Consider the following 16,363-nt stretch of genomic DNA (forward strand, 5'->3'; position numbering starts at 1 on the left):
GCTCCTTAGGGTCGTCCGGCCGGTTCCGACGGGTGTCGGGCGGCCAGCTCGGCGAAGAACCGTTCCAGCGCCGGCCACACCCGTTGCCCGCCGGACAGGCCCTCCCATTCCCGTCGTACCACCGCGACCATCCGGAAGCAGTCGTCGACGGGGACGATCCAGTGGTGGCTCAGGCCCCGTGCGGTGTTGACCAGCAGCGCCTCCACCTCGGGTGCCACGGTCGCCAGCTCCCCACACCCGGCGACGGCCTGGTGCCAGGCGGCGGCGTCCAGCTCCCACCGGGTGGCCCCCAGCGGGCTCGGGTAGTGGGCGGTCGCCGTGCCGTCGGCGTGCGGGACGAAGAAGGCCAGGCCCACCGGCACGCCCAGCGGCCCGGTGTCCACCGGTGGCAGCCGCAGGCGACGGCCCGGGATCAGCAGGTAGTGGCCCTCGCTCGCCTCCCGGTCGGTGAACAGCAGCGAGCAGGGCCGGCAGGCGCACAGCACCTCCTCCCGCGTGCCGTCGTACAAGTGGCGGTGCTCGTCCGGCACCGGGGCCGCGCACAGGTCGCACAGCTCCGCGTCCGCCGTACGCGGCCCGGCCGGCGCGCGGATCACGCGGGCGAGCGCGCCGCCGGCGGTCACGGGGCGCCCTGCGGCTGCGGGGAGCGGAGCGTGAGCGCGTCCAGGGGGACGAACGCGGGGGCGGCGGCCTCCTGCACCGGCTCCACCCGCTCCAGCTCCGGGGCCACCGCCAGCAGTGTCTCCTCCACGGCGGCGAGCACGCCGGCCGTCGACGAGCCGCAGCCCTTGGCCGACAGGCGCACCCGGGCCACCGCGCCGTCGATGCCCACCAGTTCCAGATCGCCGCCGCGCTCGCGCAGGTCCCGCCGCAGCCGTTCGACGGCCCGGTCGACCCGGGGACCCACCGGCTCGGGGTGGATGCCGTGCAGCACCAGCAGATGGCCGAGGAGTTCGTCGTCGGCCAGCGCACCGGCCAGCGCGGGGCCCGCCCGGTCCAGGGTCCGGGCCAGCGCCTCGCCGTACACCTCGGCCAGCGCCCGTACGGCCTCGACGGCCTCCCGGGCGGTCGGTCCCGGTGTGCGCTCCAGGCGCTCCAGCAGCTCGTCGACGAGAGTCAGCCGCTCGGCGACGGACGCCTCGTCGAGCCGGTCCCCGTCAGCCATGGCTCGCCGCTCCGTACGTCGGCGAGTGGTGGGTGGTCAGCGTGTTGCCCTTGCCGAGGTACATGTGCACACCGCACGGCAGACAGGGGTCGAAGCTGCGCACCGTGCGCATGATGTCGACGCCCTTGAAGTCGTCGGGCCCGTTCTCCTCGAAGATCGGCTGACCCTGTACGGCGTCCTCGTACGGGCCGGGCGTGCCGTAGCTGTCGCGCGGGCTGGCGTTCCACGGCGTCGGCGGGTACGGGTGGTAGTTGGCGATCTTCTTGTCCTTGATGACCAGGTGGTGGGAGAGGACCCCGCGCACCGCTTCGTGGAAGCCGCAGCCGATCGCCTCGTCCGGCACCTCGAAGTTCTCGAAGACCTTGGTCTCGCCGGCCCGGATCAGGCCCGTCGCCTCCTCCAGGAACTGGAAGGCCATCGCGGCGGCGTACGCGACGAAGTAGGGGCGCGCGCGGTCCCGTTCGATGGTGTTGCTCCACTGGGGGATCTTCCACTCCAGCGTCTGTTCGGGCAGCTTCGCGCTCTTGGGCAGCGTGATCCGCACACTGTGCCCGGTCGCCTTGATGTACGGCGTGTCGACGATGCCGTTGAGCGCCGTCGACCACAGCCGCGCGAGCGGGCCGCCGCCGGTGTCGAGGGCGAGGTGCTGGTCGGTGTTCCGGTCGTACCAGCGCGGGCTCATCACCCAGCTGTAGCGGTTGTCGAAGTCCCGTTTCTGCGGCACCGGGACGGTGGTCTGGTTCCACGGGTGGCGCATGTCGACCGGGTTGCCGAGCGGGTCGTGGGTGACGAAGGGCTCCTCGGCCGTCCAGTCCTCGTAGTAGGAGCTGCCGATGAGGATGCGCATGCCGAGGTTGATGTCGACCAGGTTGTTGGTGACGAGCTTGCCGTCGACGATGACGCCGGGGGTGACGTACATCGCCTTGCCCCACTCGTTCATGTTCTCGTACTTGTAGTCGACCACGTCGGGGTTCTGCCAGGCGCCCCAGCAGCCGAGCAGGATGCGGCGCTTGCCGACCTCCTCGTAGCCGGGCAGCGCCTCGTAGAAGAAGTCGAAGACGTCGTCGTTCATGGCGACGGCCTGCTTGACGAAGTCGAGGACGCTCAGCAGCCGGGAGAGGTAGTCGGTGAAGGCGGTCGGGGTCGGCATCGTGCCCACGCCGCCCGGGTACAGCGTCGACGGGTGGACATGGCGTCCCTCCATCAGACAGAACATCTCCCGGGTGACCCGGCTGACCTTCAGGGCCTCCTTGTAGACCTCGCCCTCGAAGGGGTTGAAGGCCCGCATGATGTCCGCGATCGTGCGGTAGCCGTGGACGTCACCGCGTGGCGCGGGGGTGTTCTCGGCCCGCGCCAGCACGCTCGGGTTCGTGGCCTTGACCATGGCCTCGCAGAAGTCCACGAACACCAGGTTGTCCTGGAAGATCGTGTGGTCGAAGATGTACTCGGCCGCCTCGCCCAGGTTGACGATGTGTTCCGCGAGCCGCGGCGGTTTGACGCCGTAGGCCATCTGCTGGGCGTAGTCCGAGCAGGTCGTGTGGTTGTCGCCGCAGATCCCGCAGATGCGGGAGGTGATGAAACCGGCGTCGCGCGGGTCCTTGCCCTTCATGAACACCGAGTAGCCGCGGAACAGCGACGAGGTGCTGTGGCACTCGACGACCTCCCGGTTGGCGAAGTCGATCTTCGTGTAGATGCCCAGGTTGCCGATGATCCGGGTGATCGGGTCCCAGGACATGTCCACGAGCTGCGGGGGTTTGCGCTCGCCCGTCCTGAGCCGGTCCTCGGTCTGTGTCATGTCGTCTTCCTGCCTCGGGTGCCGGCCGCGGTGGGGGTGCGGTGGGGGTGTCCGGGCCGCCAGTACGGGTTGTAACCGCTGGTCAGCTCCGGCTTGTTGTGACGCCACTTCGCCTCGTGGTTCACCATCGCGTTGGTGATGCCACGCATCCTGCGGACGAAGGACCCGTACGGTTTGACGAGCATGCTCGACAAGGTGCCGCCGGGAGGCTCGTCCATGAACGGCATGAACGCGTCGGGGAAGCCGGGCATGGTGCAGCCGATGCAGATCCCGCCCACGTTGGGGCAGCCGCCCACCCCGGCCATCCAGCCCCGCTTGGGCACGTTGCAGTTCACCACCGGACCCCAACAGCCCACCTTCACCTGGCACTTGGGGGCGTTGTAGTCCTTGGCGAAGTCGGCCTGCTCGTAGTACGCCGCCCGGTCGCAGCCCTCGTGCACCGTCTTGCCGAACAGCCACTGCGGACGCAGCATGTGGTCCAGCGGTGGGGGAGGGGCCGCCCCGGCGGCGTGCTGGAGCACCCACACCAGGGTCTCCATGAAGTTCTCGGGCTGGATCGGGCAGCCGGGCACGTTGACGATCGGCAGCGCGCCCTGGGTCTTGAAGTCCCAGCCCAGATAGTCCGACAGGCCCATCGAGCCGGTCGGGTTGCCCGCCATCGCGTGGATGCCGCCGTACGTCGCACAGGTACCGGCCGCGACGATCGCCCAGGCCTTGGGCGCCAGTTGGTCGATCCACCAGTTGAGGGTGTGCGGCTCGCCGGTGACCGGGTCGTTGCCGAAGGAGGTCCAGTAGCCCTCGCCCTCGATGATGTTCTGGTTCGGGATCGAGCCCTCGATCACCAGGATGAACGGCGCGAGTTCGCCACGGGCCGCGGCCCGGTAGGGGGCGAGGAAGTCCTCGCCGCCCAGACTCGGCGAGAGCACCTTGTTGTACAGGTTCACCTTGGGCAGGCCCGGCACGAGGCCCAGGACGACGTCCTCGATCGAGGGCTGGCCGGCCGCGGTGAGCGAGACGGTGTCGCCGTCGCAGCTCATGCCCTCGGAGATCCAGAGGATGTGGATCTCGTCGAAGCCTTCGCGCTCCTCGGACCGGGAGGGGTCCTGGCTGACTTCGGTGGTGCCGCTCTGGGTGGTCATGTCCTCGGCCTCCGCTGCAGTCGGTCCCTGAACCGGTCGTACGCCGCGGCCACCGGCGCGGCGAGGGCGAGCGCGGGCGGCTCCTCCGGGGCCAGGGGGTGGGGACGGGTCGGTGCGCTCTGCCTGGCCTTCGCCAGCAGCTGCCCCAGCTCGTCGAGATCCTGCTGGGGGACGGCCTCGCGCAGGCGGGGCATGAACTCCTCCTCCTCTTCGCGCACGTGCTCGGTCACTTCCTGCCTCAGCCGTGCCACGAGGTCGTCGGTCCTCGCGTCCCCCTCGGACAGCTTGTCCAGGGCGAGGAGCGTTCTCTTGACCGCCAGGTGCTCCTGGAGGTGGTCGTCGATCTCTTCGACAGCGTCGTCGAGGACCTTCTTGGCCAGCGGGTAGATCATCAGCTCTTCCAGGGCCGCGTGCTTGGACAGCTCCCGCACCAGCAGTTCGACGACGCCGCGCCGCTGCCGGTCGGAGGCGGCCGCGTGATAGTCGCGGAACAGCTGTTCCACCATGCGGTGGTCATGGGTCAGTGCCTCAAGGGCGTCCATCGCACCCTCCCTCCGCGGCGGTGGCGGTCGCGGTCGCGGTCAGTGGCTGCAGTTCGTGGGGGCGGAAGTAGAAGTAGCGGCCGTACCAGCTGTTGAGTTCTGCGGCGGGGTCGTCGTCGAGCGTGACGGCGAGGTGGGTGCCGCCGTCCACGTCCTGGAAGACGGCCGCCACCCGGGCGGTGCGGCCGGCCAGGAACATGTCCTGCGCGTCCGCGCCCCGGCCCGCCGGGCGCAGCCGTACCGCGCTGCCGGCCGCCACCGGCACGTCGCCGACGAGCACGCTGTCGGTCGTCGGGGACAGCCCGTCGGTGCGCCGCTCGTGCCACCAGGGAACCGAGGCGCGCGGCGCCGCGCGAGCGGGGGAGCGCACCTCGGACGGGACCGGGTCCAGTGAGCGGATGGCCCCGTGCAGCCGCGAGACGACCTCCCTCGGCAGGGACTCGACCCGGTCGAGGATGTCGGCCGCGCGCTGGTCGGTGGCCCGGGCCTCGCGCTTCTCCTCGTCCGTGAGCAGCAGGGTGCGCAGGGTGAGGATCTCGTCGATCTCGGCGGCGTCGTGCAGGTCGCCCGGGCTCTCGGGAGCCACCTGGGGATGGTCGGACAGGATGATCGGGGCGGAGAGGACGGCCCGGGCACCGCCGAGAACCGGGAAGGTGTGCAGGTTCCGGCACTCGCGGGCGTGCCGCTCGTACGCCTCCGGGGGGTCGATCAGCGACAGGAACTCGACGCCGTCGCCCTCGATCAGGGTGTGGGTGGCCATGAGCGAGTGACGCAGGGCCTGCGCCCGGGAGACCGTGGTGGCCGGCGAGGGGCCGGTGTTCTCGGTGCGCACCCGCAGCCGGTAGGCGGGCGGACCCGCCGCCCCGCCCTCCACCCGCTCGGCGCGCAGGACCGTCACCGCCTCCACCGGATCCCGTCGGCGCACCACCAGCCCGGCGCCGTCACCGACCGCCTCGGTGCTCTCACCGGCGGGAGATCCCACCGCCGTACGGTGCTCCGCCTCCAGCAGCCGCGCCAGCGGCACCTCGACGAGCGCCTCGCACGGCACCGCCTCGTCGAAGGTCAGATGGACGGTGTCGCCGGTCCGCAGGGACTCCACCGGACGACGGCCGCCGTCGGGCTCCAGCCGCTCCACCTGCTTGCGCTGCAGCTGCAGATAGCGCACACCGACCCGTACGACCGCCTCCGGGGACGCCAGCAGCAGGCACTCCGTCTGCTGGTACCAGGAGTCGACGGAACCGGAGACCCCCGGGGTGACCGGACCGTCCCGTTCGGCCCACTCGCGGGGAGTGAGGACACCGAACTGCCAGCGCACCCGGTTCTTCGGGGACGACCGGCGGTACGGGTACAGGAGATAGCCCTCGTAGAGGACGGCGTCGGCCACCGCGCGCAGCTGTCCCACGGCGTCGTCGCCGGGCGCCACCGAGGCGGGTCCGCGCTGCGCGGTCCGCTCCACCTCTCACCTCCGATCACGGCGCGGCCCCCGGGAAGGACACCCGACGGCACACGTCCGCCATGCCTTCCACCAGGCTCACACCGCTCACACCAGGTGTCCTCCGGTCGCGCAGCGGGCTACGGCACTCGGGTGACGCGACCGCTCCGGCCGCCCCGACCGGACGGGCGCGTGGCGGCCACGGCGATGCCGCCTCAGCCGCGCCGGGTCGGCGCCGCCGTGCTGCGCCTGATCACCAGGCTGGTCGGGACGAGATCGGTGCCGGGCCGGGAGCCGCCCCGGGTGCGGATCTGCTCCAGCACCCCTCGCACGCAGCGCCGGCCCACCTCGGCGAAGTCCTGGTGGACGGTGGTGAGGGGCGGCACGAAGAAGGCCGCGTCGGGGATGTCGTCGAAGCCCACCACGCTGATGTCCGCGGGGACGGACAGACCGCGCTCGTGCAAGGCCCGCAGCAGGCCCAGGGCCATCTGGTCGTTGGCCGCGAACACGGCCGTGCAGTCCGGCTCCGCGGCGAGCGCCAGCCCCGCCGCGTAGCCCGACTCGGCCGACCAGTCGCCGTGCAGCGGCGGCGGCACCGGGCGGCCGGCCTCCTCCAGTGCCGCACGCCAGGCCTGGGTCCGGCGCTGGCCGGCGTACGACGCCTCGGGCCCGGTGACGTGCCACACGGTGCGGTGGCCCAGGTCGAGCAGATGCCGTACGGCCTTGCGGGTGCCGTCGGCCTGGTCGGTGTCGACCACGCTGTAGCGGTCGCCGGCGTCCGAGTCGACGACCACGACATGGACGCCGGGCGGCAGTTGGACCGTTCCGGTGTCCAGGAGATGGATCTCCATGATGACGACGACCGCGTCCACGGCCAGCTCGCCCATGCGGGTGAAGGCGCCGAGCACATTGTCCTGGGTCGGCACGTCGATGGGGATCAAAGTGATCGCGTACCCCTCGGCCGCCGCGTGCGTCGCGATCGCCTCGACCGTACGGCTGTTGCCCGTCGAGGAAAGGCTGAACAGGATCACGCCGATGGTGTTGAACCGGCCGTAACGCAGGGCGCGCGCCGCGCTGTTGGGGCGGTAGCCCAGCTCCCGCATCGCGGCCAGCACCTGCTCCCGGGTCGAACTGATCACCCCGGGGTGGCCGTTGGAGACCCGCGAGACCGTCTGTGACGAGACACCGGCGACCTTGGCGACGTCGGCCATGGACACCCGCTGCTTGCGGCGTCCGCCGGGCACGCCGGAACCGCCCCGTTCCACCACTGGTGCCTCCTTCGACCCGCGCCCGGGACCCGCCGCATGACGCACCGGATGTTACGCGTGAGAAACCTTGACTGCCGCTGGAGCTGATGCCACGATTCCGGCGCCGCCGAGTTTACGTAAACATCCGAGCCGACGGTATGCGATGTTTACGTAAACATGCGGGCGCCGAGCCACCTCTTGAAAGGGCACGTCGATGCGCAAGACCCCCGCCAGTAACCGCCTCACCTCCCGGCTGCGCGCCACCTGTGTGGCGGTCGCGATCGCCGCGGTCAGCGGCGCGACCCTGGCCGGCAGCCCCGCCTCCGCCGCGCCGACCGGCACGACCCAGTTCAAGGGGGTCAACTGGGCGGACCCGCGCGACAACTACGCCGACGACTACCTCCAGCTGTCCGGCCTGTCGACCTCCGACAGCTACGCCCGGACGTACGCCAAGGCGAGCCGGATCATCTCGGCGTTCCGCGCCAACCTCGGGGCCAACACCGTCCGGCTGCCCATCAACCCGTACACGGTCAACGGCGCGTACTGGAAGTCGTACCGCGGGGTCATCGACGCGGCCTCGGACCGCGGCTTCAAGGTCATCCTGTCCTACTGGGAGGGCACCGGCGCCCAGAAGGACGGCTTCATCGACGACGAGTCGACCTACTGGCCCATGTGGAAGACCGTGGTCACGGCCTACAAGCACGACCCGAAGGTCTACTTCGAGCCGATGAACGAGCCGCACGGCTACACCGACGCCCAGTGGGCCGACATCGCCGCCAAGTGGCTCGCCACCTACCCCTCCGTGCCTCGCGACCGCGTCTTCGTCAGCGGCGCCGGCTACAACGACCACGTCACCTCGGTCTGCGCCGACCCGCGCCTGAAGGGCACCTACCTGTCGCTGCACCACTACGGCTTCTGGAAGGACTACGCGACCTACGACCAGTGGGTGGCCGACCTCAAGGTGCGCATCGGCGACTGCGCGAGCCGCACGGTCGCGGACGAGTTCGGCGCCCCGATGACCACGGGCCTGAACTACGACGTCCCCACCCCCGACAACAACTCCATCAACTTCATCCAGGCCGACACCGACACCTTCCGCAAGCTCGGGATGGGCTCCGTGTACTGGCCCGGCCTGCGCACCGACGACACGTACTCGATCCAGAAGCTGACCGGCGACACCGCGCGGCCGTGGCTGACCACCACCAACCAGTCCGGCGCCGACCGGCTCGCCTGGGGCTGGGGACGCGGCAGGCCCGTCCGTCCCTGACCGGTCCCGGACCCGACCGCCGGCCGGCCGCCGCGCCCGTGCGCCGCGGCCGGCCGGACCCCGTTACCGCCCCCGAGGCGCGGACCGGCGACAATCGTCGTCATGAGCGAGGGTACGGACGACGCCGAGAGCCGTCTGGGCAGGATCGAGCGGCTGCTGGAGACCGGCGAGCGTGAGGCGGCACCGGCGTGGCGCCGGGCGACGCGTGGCGAGCCGCGCTGGGCGGTGACCGCGGTCATCCTGGTGGCGGTCGCCCTCCAGTTGATGCTGCCGCACCGGCTCGCCCTCCAGCCGTTCTGGCTGCTGCCGGCGCTGGAGCTGGCACTGCTGGCCGGCCTCACCGCCGCGAACCCCCGGCGGGTCGAGCCGCGCACCCGGTGGCTGCGGCTGCTCGGCCTGGCCCTGATATGCCTGGTCAGCCTGGCCAACGGCTGGTCGGCGGCGCGGCTGGTGGTGGGCCTGGTGGACGGCACCGAGGGCACGGACGCCGGACCGCTGCTGCTGACCGGCGGCGGCATCTGGCTGACGAACGTCATCGTGTTCGCCCTCTGGTACTGGGAGTGGGACCGCGGCGGACCGATGGCGAGGGCCTGCGGGCACCAGCAGTTCGCCGACTTCCTCTTCGTCCAGATGCAGAGCCCGGAGGTCGCGCCGCCGGACTGGGAGCCGAGGTTCCTCGACTACCTGTACCTCTCCTTCACCAACTCCACCGCCTTCAGCCCGACCGACGTGATGCCGCTGTCGCGCTGGGCCAAGATGCTGATGATGCTGCAGTCCTCGGTCTCCTTGGTGACGGTGGTGCTGGTCGTCGCCCGGGCCGTCAACATCCTGCACTGACGCCGGGCCCGCGTTCGTGGGGTGAGCGGGGGCGGGTCAGTGGAGGTCGGCTTCCTCGGGTACGACGACCTGGTCGATCATCCGCTGGATCTGCTCGGCGGGCAGCGCCACCGCCATCGCCCAGTAGTAGATGACGAGGCTGAACACCGCGACCGCGACCATGTCCCACCACAGCGGGAACCAGGGGTGCTTGAGCGGCCCGAAGTCGCTGAGGTAGACGATGAGGCCCATGCCGATCAGGTAGACCGGCAGCCACTGGGCGGCGCGCAGATCGAGCTGCGGGGTGATCGGGTTCATCTTGAAGACCCGGTTGGCGACCAGGATGACGTAGCCGATGAGGATGGCGACGCCCAGCTTCCAGTCGGTGGCCCAGCCCGACCACAGGATCAGGAGGTTGGCGACCACGAAGGCCAGCGGAGACATCCAGCTCCCGCCGGGCAGCCGGTAGGGGCGGTCGGCGTTCGGCAGACGGTCGCGGAAGACGCCGAAGGACAGCGGCGCACCCGCGTACATCAGCACGCTGGCGCTGGTGATCAGGCCGACCAGTGACTGCCAGCTGGGGAACGGCAGGAAGCAGACGCAGCCGGTCACGAAGGCGGCGATGAGGCCGGGCCAGGGGACACCGGTGCGGTTGGTCTTCTCGAAGACCGAGGGCACGTAGCCGTTGCGGCTGAGGCCGTACGACACCCGGGAGGACCCGGTGATGTAGATCAGGGCCGTACCGCCGGGGGAGACCACCGCGTCGAGGTAGAGGATCGCGGCCAGCCAGCCCAGGCTGAGGAGCGTGGCGAGCTGGGCGAACGGACCGGTCAGGGTGTTGAACGCGGCAGTGGTCCAGGTGCCGTGGAGCTGTGAGGCGGGCAGTGCGCCGAGGAAGGCGACCTGCAGCAGGATGTAGATGATCGCGCCGATCACGATGGAGCCGATCACCGCCCGCGGGATGTCGCGCTTCGGGTTCGCGCTCTCCCCGGCGAGTTGGTCGGCCTGTTCGAAGCCCAGCAGCGCGAAGATGATGCCGCTCGTGGAGACCGCGGTCAGGATGCCCTTCGCGCCGTAGGGGTTGAAGCCGTCGGCGGCGGTGAAGTTGCTGGTGTGGAACTGGGCGATGGCCAGCACGAAGATCGTCAGCAGCGGGATGCCGACCTTCCACCAGGTCGCCGCGCTGTTGGTCCGGGCCAGCAGCCGGATGCTGAGGAAGTTGACGGCGGTGACGACGGCCATCAGCCCGACCGCCACGGCGATCCCGGAACCGGTCAGGACGTCCTGGCCGCCCTTGATGGCGAGCCAGCCCTTGGCCCAGGAGTAGTGCTGGCCGTACGTGATCATCGCCAGCACCTCGATCGGCGCCACCGTGGCCGCCTGCAGCCAGGAGAACCAGCCGAAGGACGCCCCGGCGGCTCCGCCGAAGGCGTAGTGCGGGAACCGGGCGGTTCCGCCGGAGACCGGGTACATCCCGCCCAGCTCGGCATGGACCAGCGCCAGGATCAGGATCGCGACGCTGCCGATCACCCAGGAGATGATCGCGGCGGGGCCGGCCACACCCAGCGCCTTCTGGGCGCCGAACAGCCAGCCGGACCCGATGATCGACCCTTCCGAAGCCCAGATCAGGCCGACGAAGCCGACCTCTCGCCTCAGGCCGGGCCGGTGCGCGTCCGCGGCAGAGGATGCTTCGGAGACGTCCATGGTCCACACACCTTCACTCAAAGGTGAGGTACATCACAGATCGTATCGCGGGTGGCAGGTGTGCGCCCCGCGCCGTGCGCCACCGCGTCAGAGCCGGATGATGACCAGGGCGGTGTCGTCGGTGGCGCCGCTGAGGGGGAGCAGGTCGAGGAGGAGGGCGTCGGCGAGCTTCTCCGGGTCGGACCGGCGGTGGCGGGTCAGGGCGGCTGCGAGGCGGTCGAGACCGGTGTCGATGTCCTCGCGCCGCCGTTCGACGAGCCCGTCGGTGTACAGGACCAGGGTGTCGCCCTCGGCGAAGGGGACGACGGCCTGGGGGCGGGGTGTGTGCTCGGGGCGCGCTCCGAGCGGCGGGTCGGTGGCCCGGTCGAGGAAGGTGACCGTACCGTCGGCACACAGCAGCGCCGGCGGGAGGTGTCCGGCGCTGCTGTAGGCGATCGTGTGGCTGTCCCAGTCGACGCAGGTCTGCACGACCGTGGTGTTCTCGGCGCCGTCGACCGAGCGGGCGTACAGGCCGAGCACCTCCAGGGCCCGGGCGGGCCCGTCCGCGACCCGGGAGGCGGCGCTCAGGGCGCTGCGCAACTGCCCCATCACACCGGCGGCGGCCAGCCCGTGTCCGACGACGTCACCGACGGCGACCCCCATCCGGTCGCCGCCGGGCAGGTCGACGATGTCGTACCAGTCGCCGCACACGTTCAGGGCGCCGGTGGCCGGCTGGTAGCGCACCGCCGCCTGGTGGTGCCGGACCGGGCTGGGGGCGGGCAGCATCGCCTGCTGCAGCGCGAGGGCGACCTCGCGCTCGCGGGCGTGGGCCTCGCGCAGGCGCTCGTTGACCTCCTGCAGTTCCCGGGCGCGGGTGTACAGCTCGGCTTCCAGGACCCGGTCCCGGTCACCGGGGGGACGGCTGCGGGCGTGGATCAGCTCGGTGACCTCCTCCACCCGGTTGACCAGCAGCACCACCTGCCCGTCCGGGTCCAGGACCGGGGCGTTGACCGGGCTCCAGTACCGTTCCTCCCACTCGCCCGGCCGCACCGCCGACTGGACGTCGTACCGCTGGAGTGCCATGGCGTCGCGTTCGCCGGTACGCGCCACCCGGGTGAGCGAGGCCGCCAGGTTCCGCATGCCGCTGGCGGCCGGATCGTTCGGGTTGTCGGGGAAGACGTCGAACAGGTACCGGCCCACGACCTGTTCACGGGTGCGGCCCGACATCCGCAGGAACTCCTCGTTCGCGTCCGCGTACACCAGGTCCGGGGTGAGCAGGGCCACCATGCCGGGCAGCGCGCGGAACACACCGCCGTAGTCGATCACCGCATCCGCCATGGTCGCCGCCTCAGCGTCCGTCACCCGTGCGCCCTCAAGCTTATGAGCCCGGCCCTGGTCACGTCGGGAAGCGGAGAGCGGGGGACGGGCCGGGTCAGCGCACCGGGAACCCGAAGGTGTACCCCTGCTGCTTCAGCCACGGCAGGACCTCGCGCAGCGCGGCCACCGTCTGGGAGCGGTCTCCCCCGGCGTCGTGGAAGAGGAGGGTGGGACCGTTGGGGATCTCCCTCTTCACGGTGGCGACGACGGCGGCGGTGCCGGGGCGCTCGAAGTCCTTGGAGTCCACGTTCCAGCCCAGCGGCCGCATTCCGTGCGAGGCGGCGAGCTGCCTGCTGTACGGGGTGAAGGCGCCGCCCGGAGCCCGGTAGTACTGCGGCCGGACACCTCCCGAAGCCTTCGTGATCATGCGCTCCGCGTCCAGGATCTCCCGCGACTGATACGCCTCGGGCTTGTGGTCCATGGTGGTGTCGTGGGACACCGTGTGGTCGCACAGCCGGTGCCCGGCCGCCACCACGGCCTTGACCAGAGCGGGATGGGCCCGGGCCTGCGGACCGATCATGCAGAACGTCGCCTTCACGCCGTTCTCCCGCAGGACCTGGAGCACCTGCGGCGTCCAGACCGGGTCGGGGCCGTCGTCGATGGTGATGTTGACGCCCCGCGGGCCACGGTCCGAGGCGTGGGCTATGTCCACGGACACGGTGGTCTTCGCGGGGTTCTCCGCTCCGGAGCCCGAGGCGGCGCCGTGCGCCGAGGTGTCCGTGCGCGCGTGTCCCCCGCCGACCGAACCGGCCTGCGCCGTCCATACGGAGGTGGCGGCGGCCACCGCCGTCACCCCGACCGCCGCCGCGAGCACCCGGCCGTACCATCCCCGCCCGCCATGCCGTGCCATGTCCGCCCCGTTCCTCGTCCCTCTGCTGGTCTGCCTGCAACTGTCAGGACGAGGAAGGCAGGCTACGGGATCCGTCCGTTACGGATCACGGACAATTCCGTAAGCAAGATTCGGATAGATCATCGAAAGTTTCGCTCGCATTACCGGTGGTGAGGAACGCCTTTGGCCTCGCAACCCTCTGGCTAGGAGTCGCCCCGAGGCCTATTTACGGCCCCGAACCGGCCGCCGAACGTTTCGGGATCATCGTCGAAACTGTTGACAGTTGACAGGGGCAGACCAACACTGTTCGCCGTCCCCACCGGAGAGGAAGCACGGGCATGAAAACCTTCGTCAGAGCTGTCTGCGCCCTCGCGCTCGCCGTCGTGGCCGCGCTGGCCCTGCCGGGCAACGCCGGCGCCGCCACGGTCATCACGACGAACCAGACCGGCACCAACAACGGCTACTACTACTCGTTCTGGACCGACGGCGGCGGCTCGGTGTCCATGAGTCTGGGAGGAGGCGGAAACTACGGCACCTCGTGGAACAACGTCGGCAACTTCGTCGCGGGCAAGGGCTGGAGCACCGGCGGACGCCGGAGCGTGAACTACTCGGGCAGCTTCAACCCGTCCGGCAACGCCTATCTTTCACTCTACGGGTGGACCACCAACCCGCTCGTCGAGTACTACGTCGTCGACAACTGGGGTACCTACCGGCCCACCGGAACGTACAAGGGAACCGTCACCAGTGACGGCGGCACGTACGACATCTACGAGACGACGCGCTACAACGCCCCCTCCATCGAGGGCATCCGGACCTTCAACCAGTACTGGAGCGTCCGGCAGTCGAAGCGGACGGGCGGAACCGTCACCACCGGGAACCACTTCGACGCCTGGGCCCGCCACGGAATGAACCTGGGCGCCTTCAACTACATGATCCTCGCGACGGAGGGTTACCGGAGCAGCGGAAGTTCCAACATCACCGTCGGGTGACCCAGGAGGACTCGCATGTCGTTACGTTCCCCCGCCGTCGGCCTGGCCGTCCTGGCGATGGCCGTGACCGGTACGGCCGCCGTCCACGCCGCCCCGGCCCGGGCGGCCGGCTGCGCCGGCTACGTCGGGCTCACCTTCGACGACGGCCCGTCCGCCGGCCACACGCCGAGCCTGCTCGCCGCGCTCCGGCAGAACGGGCTGCGGGCCACCATGTTCAACGAGGGCCAGTACGCCGCCGCCTACCCCGCCCAGGTCCGGGCCGAGGCGGACGCCGGGATGTGGATCGGCAACCACAGCTACACCCACCCCCACCTCACCGGGCTGAGCCAGGCGCAGATGGACTCGGAGATCTCCCGGACCCAGCAGGCCGTCGCGAACGCGGGCGGCGGCACACCGAAGCTGTTCCGGCCGCCGTACGGGGAGACCGACTCGACGCTGCGCGCGGTCGAGGCCAAGTACGGACTGACCGAGATCATCTGGGACGTGGACTCGCAGGACTGGAACGGGGCGAGCACCGACGCCATCGTGCAGGCCGTCTCCCGGCTCACCAACGGGCAGGTCGTCCTGATGCACGAGTGGCCCGCCAACACCCTCGCCGCCATTCCCCGCATCGCCCGCACCCTGGCCGCCAAGGGCCTGTGCCCGGGCCGGATCTCACCGCAGACCGGTCGAGCTGTAGCCCCCTGAGACCACGTGAACGCCGTTGGGCCCTGTCGTCACATTCCCGCCTGTCCGGCGACGACAGGACCCAGGGGGCGGCGTTCACGTGACGGCCACGTCCTCCTCGTCGTCGGCCTCGTCGTCGGCCTCCCGGCCGGGCAGCAGACAGGCGGTGAGCGCGGCGGTGTCGTCCCGCAGCCGGTTGCCGCTGAAGGCCAGCAGATCGTGGTGGAGCCGCTCCAGGAGTTCCTGGGGCGGGAGCGGAGCCCAGGAACGCAGGCGTTCGACCAGGGGATAGAAGGCGCCGTCCGGGTCGCGGGTCTCCGTGATGCCGTCGGTGTACAGCAGCAGTTGGTCACCCGGGCGGAAGGGATAGACGTCCAGGGGGTACGGCTCGCCGACGAGCATGCCCAGGTTCAGCGGCGGGGCCGACCGTCCGCTGTCCAGTTCGCGCACCTCGCCGTGGCGGATGCGCAGCGGTGGCGGATGGCCGCAGTTGACGACCCGGACGGCGTGTTCGTCGGCCCGGATCTCGGCGAAGACGGCGGTGACGAACCGTTCGCCCACCTCGCTTCCGGCGAGTTGCTCGGCCCTGCGGTTCATGCTCGTCTCCACCCGGTCCGCCAGGGTGGGCAGGTCGGACTCGTCGTGCGCGGCCTCGCGGAACGCGCCGAGCAGGGCCGCCGCGGTCTCCACGGCCAGCAGCCCCTTGCCGCGGACGTCCCCGATGAGCAGCCGCACCCCGTGCGCGGTGGGGACGGCCTCGTAGAGGTCGCCGCCGATACGGGCCTCGGCGTCCGCCGACAGGTAGAAGCTGTCCACCAGGAGGTTCCCGATGCGCTGCGGCACCGGTCTGAGCAGGACGCGCTGAGCGATCTCCGCGACGAAACGCACGTCGGCGAGGGTGCGTTCACGCCGGGTGCGGTGCGCGGCCAGGATCGTGCCGAGGGCGCCCACCAGGGCCGTACACACATAGTCGGCCACGTAGTGCCGGTCCCACAGATAGCCGACCGAACGTCCCGCGCAGCACGGGGTGCCGGCCAGGACGCCCTCGAAGACCACGGCGAACACGGACGCGCCGGCGACGACGGCGGGGCCGTGGGCGAAGGCGGTGACCAGGGGCAGGGCGACCAGGAGGAAGCTGATCGGCCACTCCACCGGTGTGATGGGTTCCAGCAGCAGCACGCCCGCCACGTACAGGACCGGAAGCCAGCGCAGCCACCGGGGAGGCGCCGGCAGCTGGGTCCGTGCCGAGTTGCCCGCCGGGATGCCGGGGGGAGGACCCGCCGGACGGCTGGACCTGTGCAGCCTGAACACACGGAACTCCTGGCACACGATGCCGACAAGAGGTCCAGCCTGCTGCCCCGGGGTGCGGCACACCGGCGATTGCTCCACTCAACGGCATGTTCGGCCGCAACGGCG

The 16,363-nt window shown here is 70.8% G+C and carries 13 protein-coding genes and 2 pseudogenes; 4 read left to right on the plus strand and 11 right to left on the minus strand.

The window, feature by feature from the left end:
- Positions 1-5: 5 nt before the first annotated feature.
- The 7 genes from ACFYMM_RS28025 to ACFYMM_RS28055 all read right to left on the minus strand — a co-directional run bounded on the left by ACFYMM_RS28025 (position 6) and on the right by ACFYMM_RS28055 (position 7,341).
- Positions 6-623, minus strand: coding sequence for a DUF5947 family protein (locus ACFYMM_RS28025; RefSeq protein WP_388391219.1), 618 nt, complete (start codon positions 621-623; stop codon positions 6-8).
- Complete coding sequence (locus ACFYMM_RS28030) at positions 620-1,165, minus strand: NifU family protein (protein WP_388391221.1); 546 nt, start codon at positions 1,163-1,165, stop codon at positions 620-622. Before ACFYMM_RS28030 ends, ACFYMM_RS28025 begins: the two co-directional genes overlap by 4 nt.
- Positions 1,158-2,960, minus strand: coding sequence for a nickel-dependent hydrogenase large subunit (locus ACFYMM_RS28035; protein WP_388391223.1), 1,803 nt, complete (start codon positions 2,958-2,960; stop codon positions 1,158-1,160). Before ACFYMM_RS28035 ends, ACFYMM_RS28030 begins: the two co-directional genes overlap by 8 nt.
- Entirely contained in the window at positions 2,957-4,099 is a 1,143-nt protein-coding gene (locus tag ACFYMM_RS28040; RefSeq protein WP_388391225.1) for a hydrogenase expression protein HypE, read from the minus strand. Before ACFYMM_RS28040 ends, ACFYMM_RS28035 begins: the two co-directional genes overlap by 4 nt.
- Positions 4,096-4,641: a hemerythrin domain-containing protein gene (locus ACFYMM_RS28045; RefSeq protein ID WP_388391227.1), complete on the minus strand. Its 546-nt coding sequence runs from the start codon at positions 4,639-4,641 to the stop codon at positions 4,096-4,098. The genes ACFYMM_RS28040 and ACFYMM_RS28045 overlap by 4 nt, the downstream gene beginning before the upstream one ends.
- Positions 4,628-6,097: a hypothetical protein gene (locus ACFYMM_RS28050; RefSeq protein ID WP_388391229.1), complete on the minus strand. Its 1,470-nt coding sequence runs from the start codon at positions 6,095-6,097 to the stop codon at positions 4,628-4,630. Before ACFYMM_RS28050 ends, ACFYMM_RS28045 begins: the two co-directional genes overlap by 14 nt.
- A 191-nt stretch (positions 6,098-6,288) precedes the next feature.
- On the minus strand, positions 6,289-7,341 hold the full coding sequence (locus ACFYMM_RS28055; RefSeq protein WP_388391231.1) for a LacI family DNA-binding transcriptional regulator: 1,053 nt from the start codon (positions 7,339-7,341) through the stop codon (positions 6,289-6,291).
- Between the two features lie 193 nt (positions 7,342-7,534).
- Here ACFYMM_RS28055 and ACFYMM_RS28060 point away from each other — a divergent pair, with 193 nt between their 5' ends.
- Complete coding sequence (locus ACFYMM_RS28060) at positions 7,535-8,587, plus strand: glycoside hydrolase family 5 protein (RefSeq protein WP_388391233.1); 1,053 nt, start codon at positions 7,535-7,537, stop codon at positions 8,585-8,587.
- A gap of 102 nt (positions 8,588-8,689) precedes the next feature.
- Positions 8,690-9,424: a hypothetical protein gene (locus ACFYMM_RS28065; protein WP_388391235.1), complete on the plus strand. Its 735-nt coding sequence runs from the start codon at positions 8,690-8,692 to the stop codon at positions 9,422-9,424.
- A 36-nt stretch (positions 9,425-9,460) separates the two neighbouring features.
- Here the strand turns inward: ACFYMM_RS28065 and ACFYMM_RS28070 are convergent, their stop codons facing one another.
- From ACFYMM_RS28070 to ACFYMM_RS28080, 3 genes are all read right to left on the minus strand, one after another.
- On the minus strand, positions 9,461-11,107 hold the full coding sequence (locus ACFYMM_RS28070) for an APC family permease (RefSeq protein WP_388391237.1): 1,647 nt from the start codon (positions 11,105-11,107) through the stop codon (positions 9,461-9,463).
- Positions 11,108-11,194: 87 nt separating this feature from the next.
- On the minus strand, positions 11,195-12,424 hold the full coding sequence (locus ACFYMM_RS28075) for a PP2C family protein-serine/threonine phosphatase (protein ID WP_388391433.1): 1,230 nt from the start codon (positions 12,422-12,424) through the stop codon (positions 11,195-11,197).
- Between the two features lie 94 nt (positions 12,425-12,518).
- Complete coding sequence (locus ACFYMM_RS28080; RefSeq protein WP_388391239.1) at positions 12,519-13,313, minus strand: polysaccharide deacetylase family protein; 795 nt, start codon at positions 13,311-13,313, stop codon at positions 12,519-12,521.
- A gap of 317 nt (positions 13,314-13,630) precedes the next feature.
- Here ACFYMM_RS28080 and ACFYMM_RS28085 point away from each other — a divergent pair.
- Positions 13,631-14,275: pseudogene (locus tag ACFYMM_RS28085) on the plus strand (glycoside hydrolase family 11 protein); the annotation flags it as partial.
- A gap of 21 nt (positions 14,276-14,296) precedes the next feature.
- Positions 14,297-14,965: pseudogene (locus ACFYMM_RS28090) on the plus strand (polysaccharide deacetylase family protein); the annotation flags it as partial.
- 78 nt (positions 14,966-15,043) lie between these two features.
- Here the strand turns inward: ACFYMM_RS28090 and ACFYMM_RS28095 are convergent.
- Positions 15,044-16,159 (minus strand): PP2C family protein-serine/threonine phosphatase, encoded by a 1,116-nt coding sequence (locus ACFYMM_RS28095; protein WP_388391435.1) that lies wholly within the window; start codon positions 16,157-16,159, stop codon positions 15,044-15,046.
- Between the last annotated feature and the right edge of the window lie 204 nt (positions 16,160-16,363).

The organism is Streptomyces sp. NPDC006739 (genome assembly GCF_042869815.1).
GTDB lineage: Bacteria > Actinomycetota > Actinomycetes > Streptomycetales > Streptomycetaceae > Streptomyces.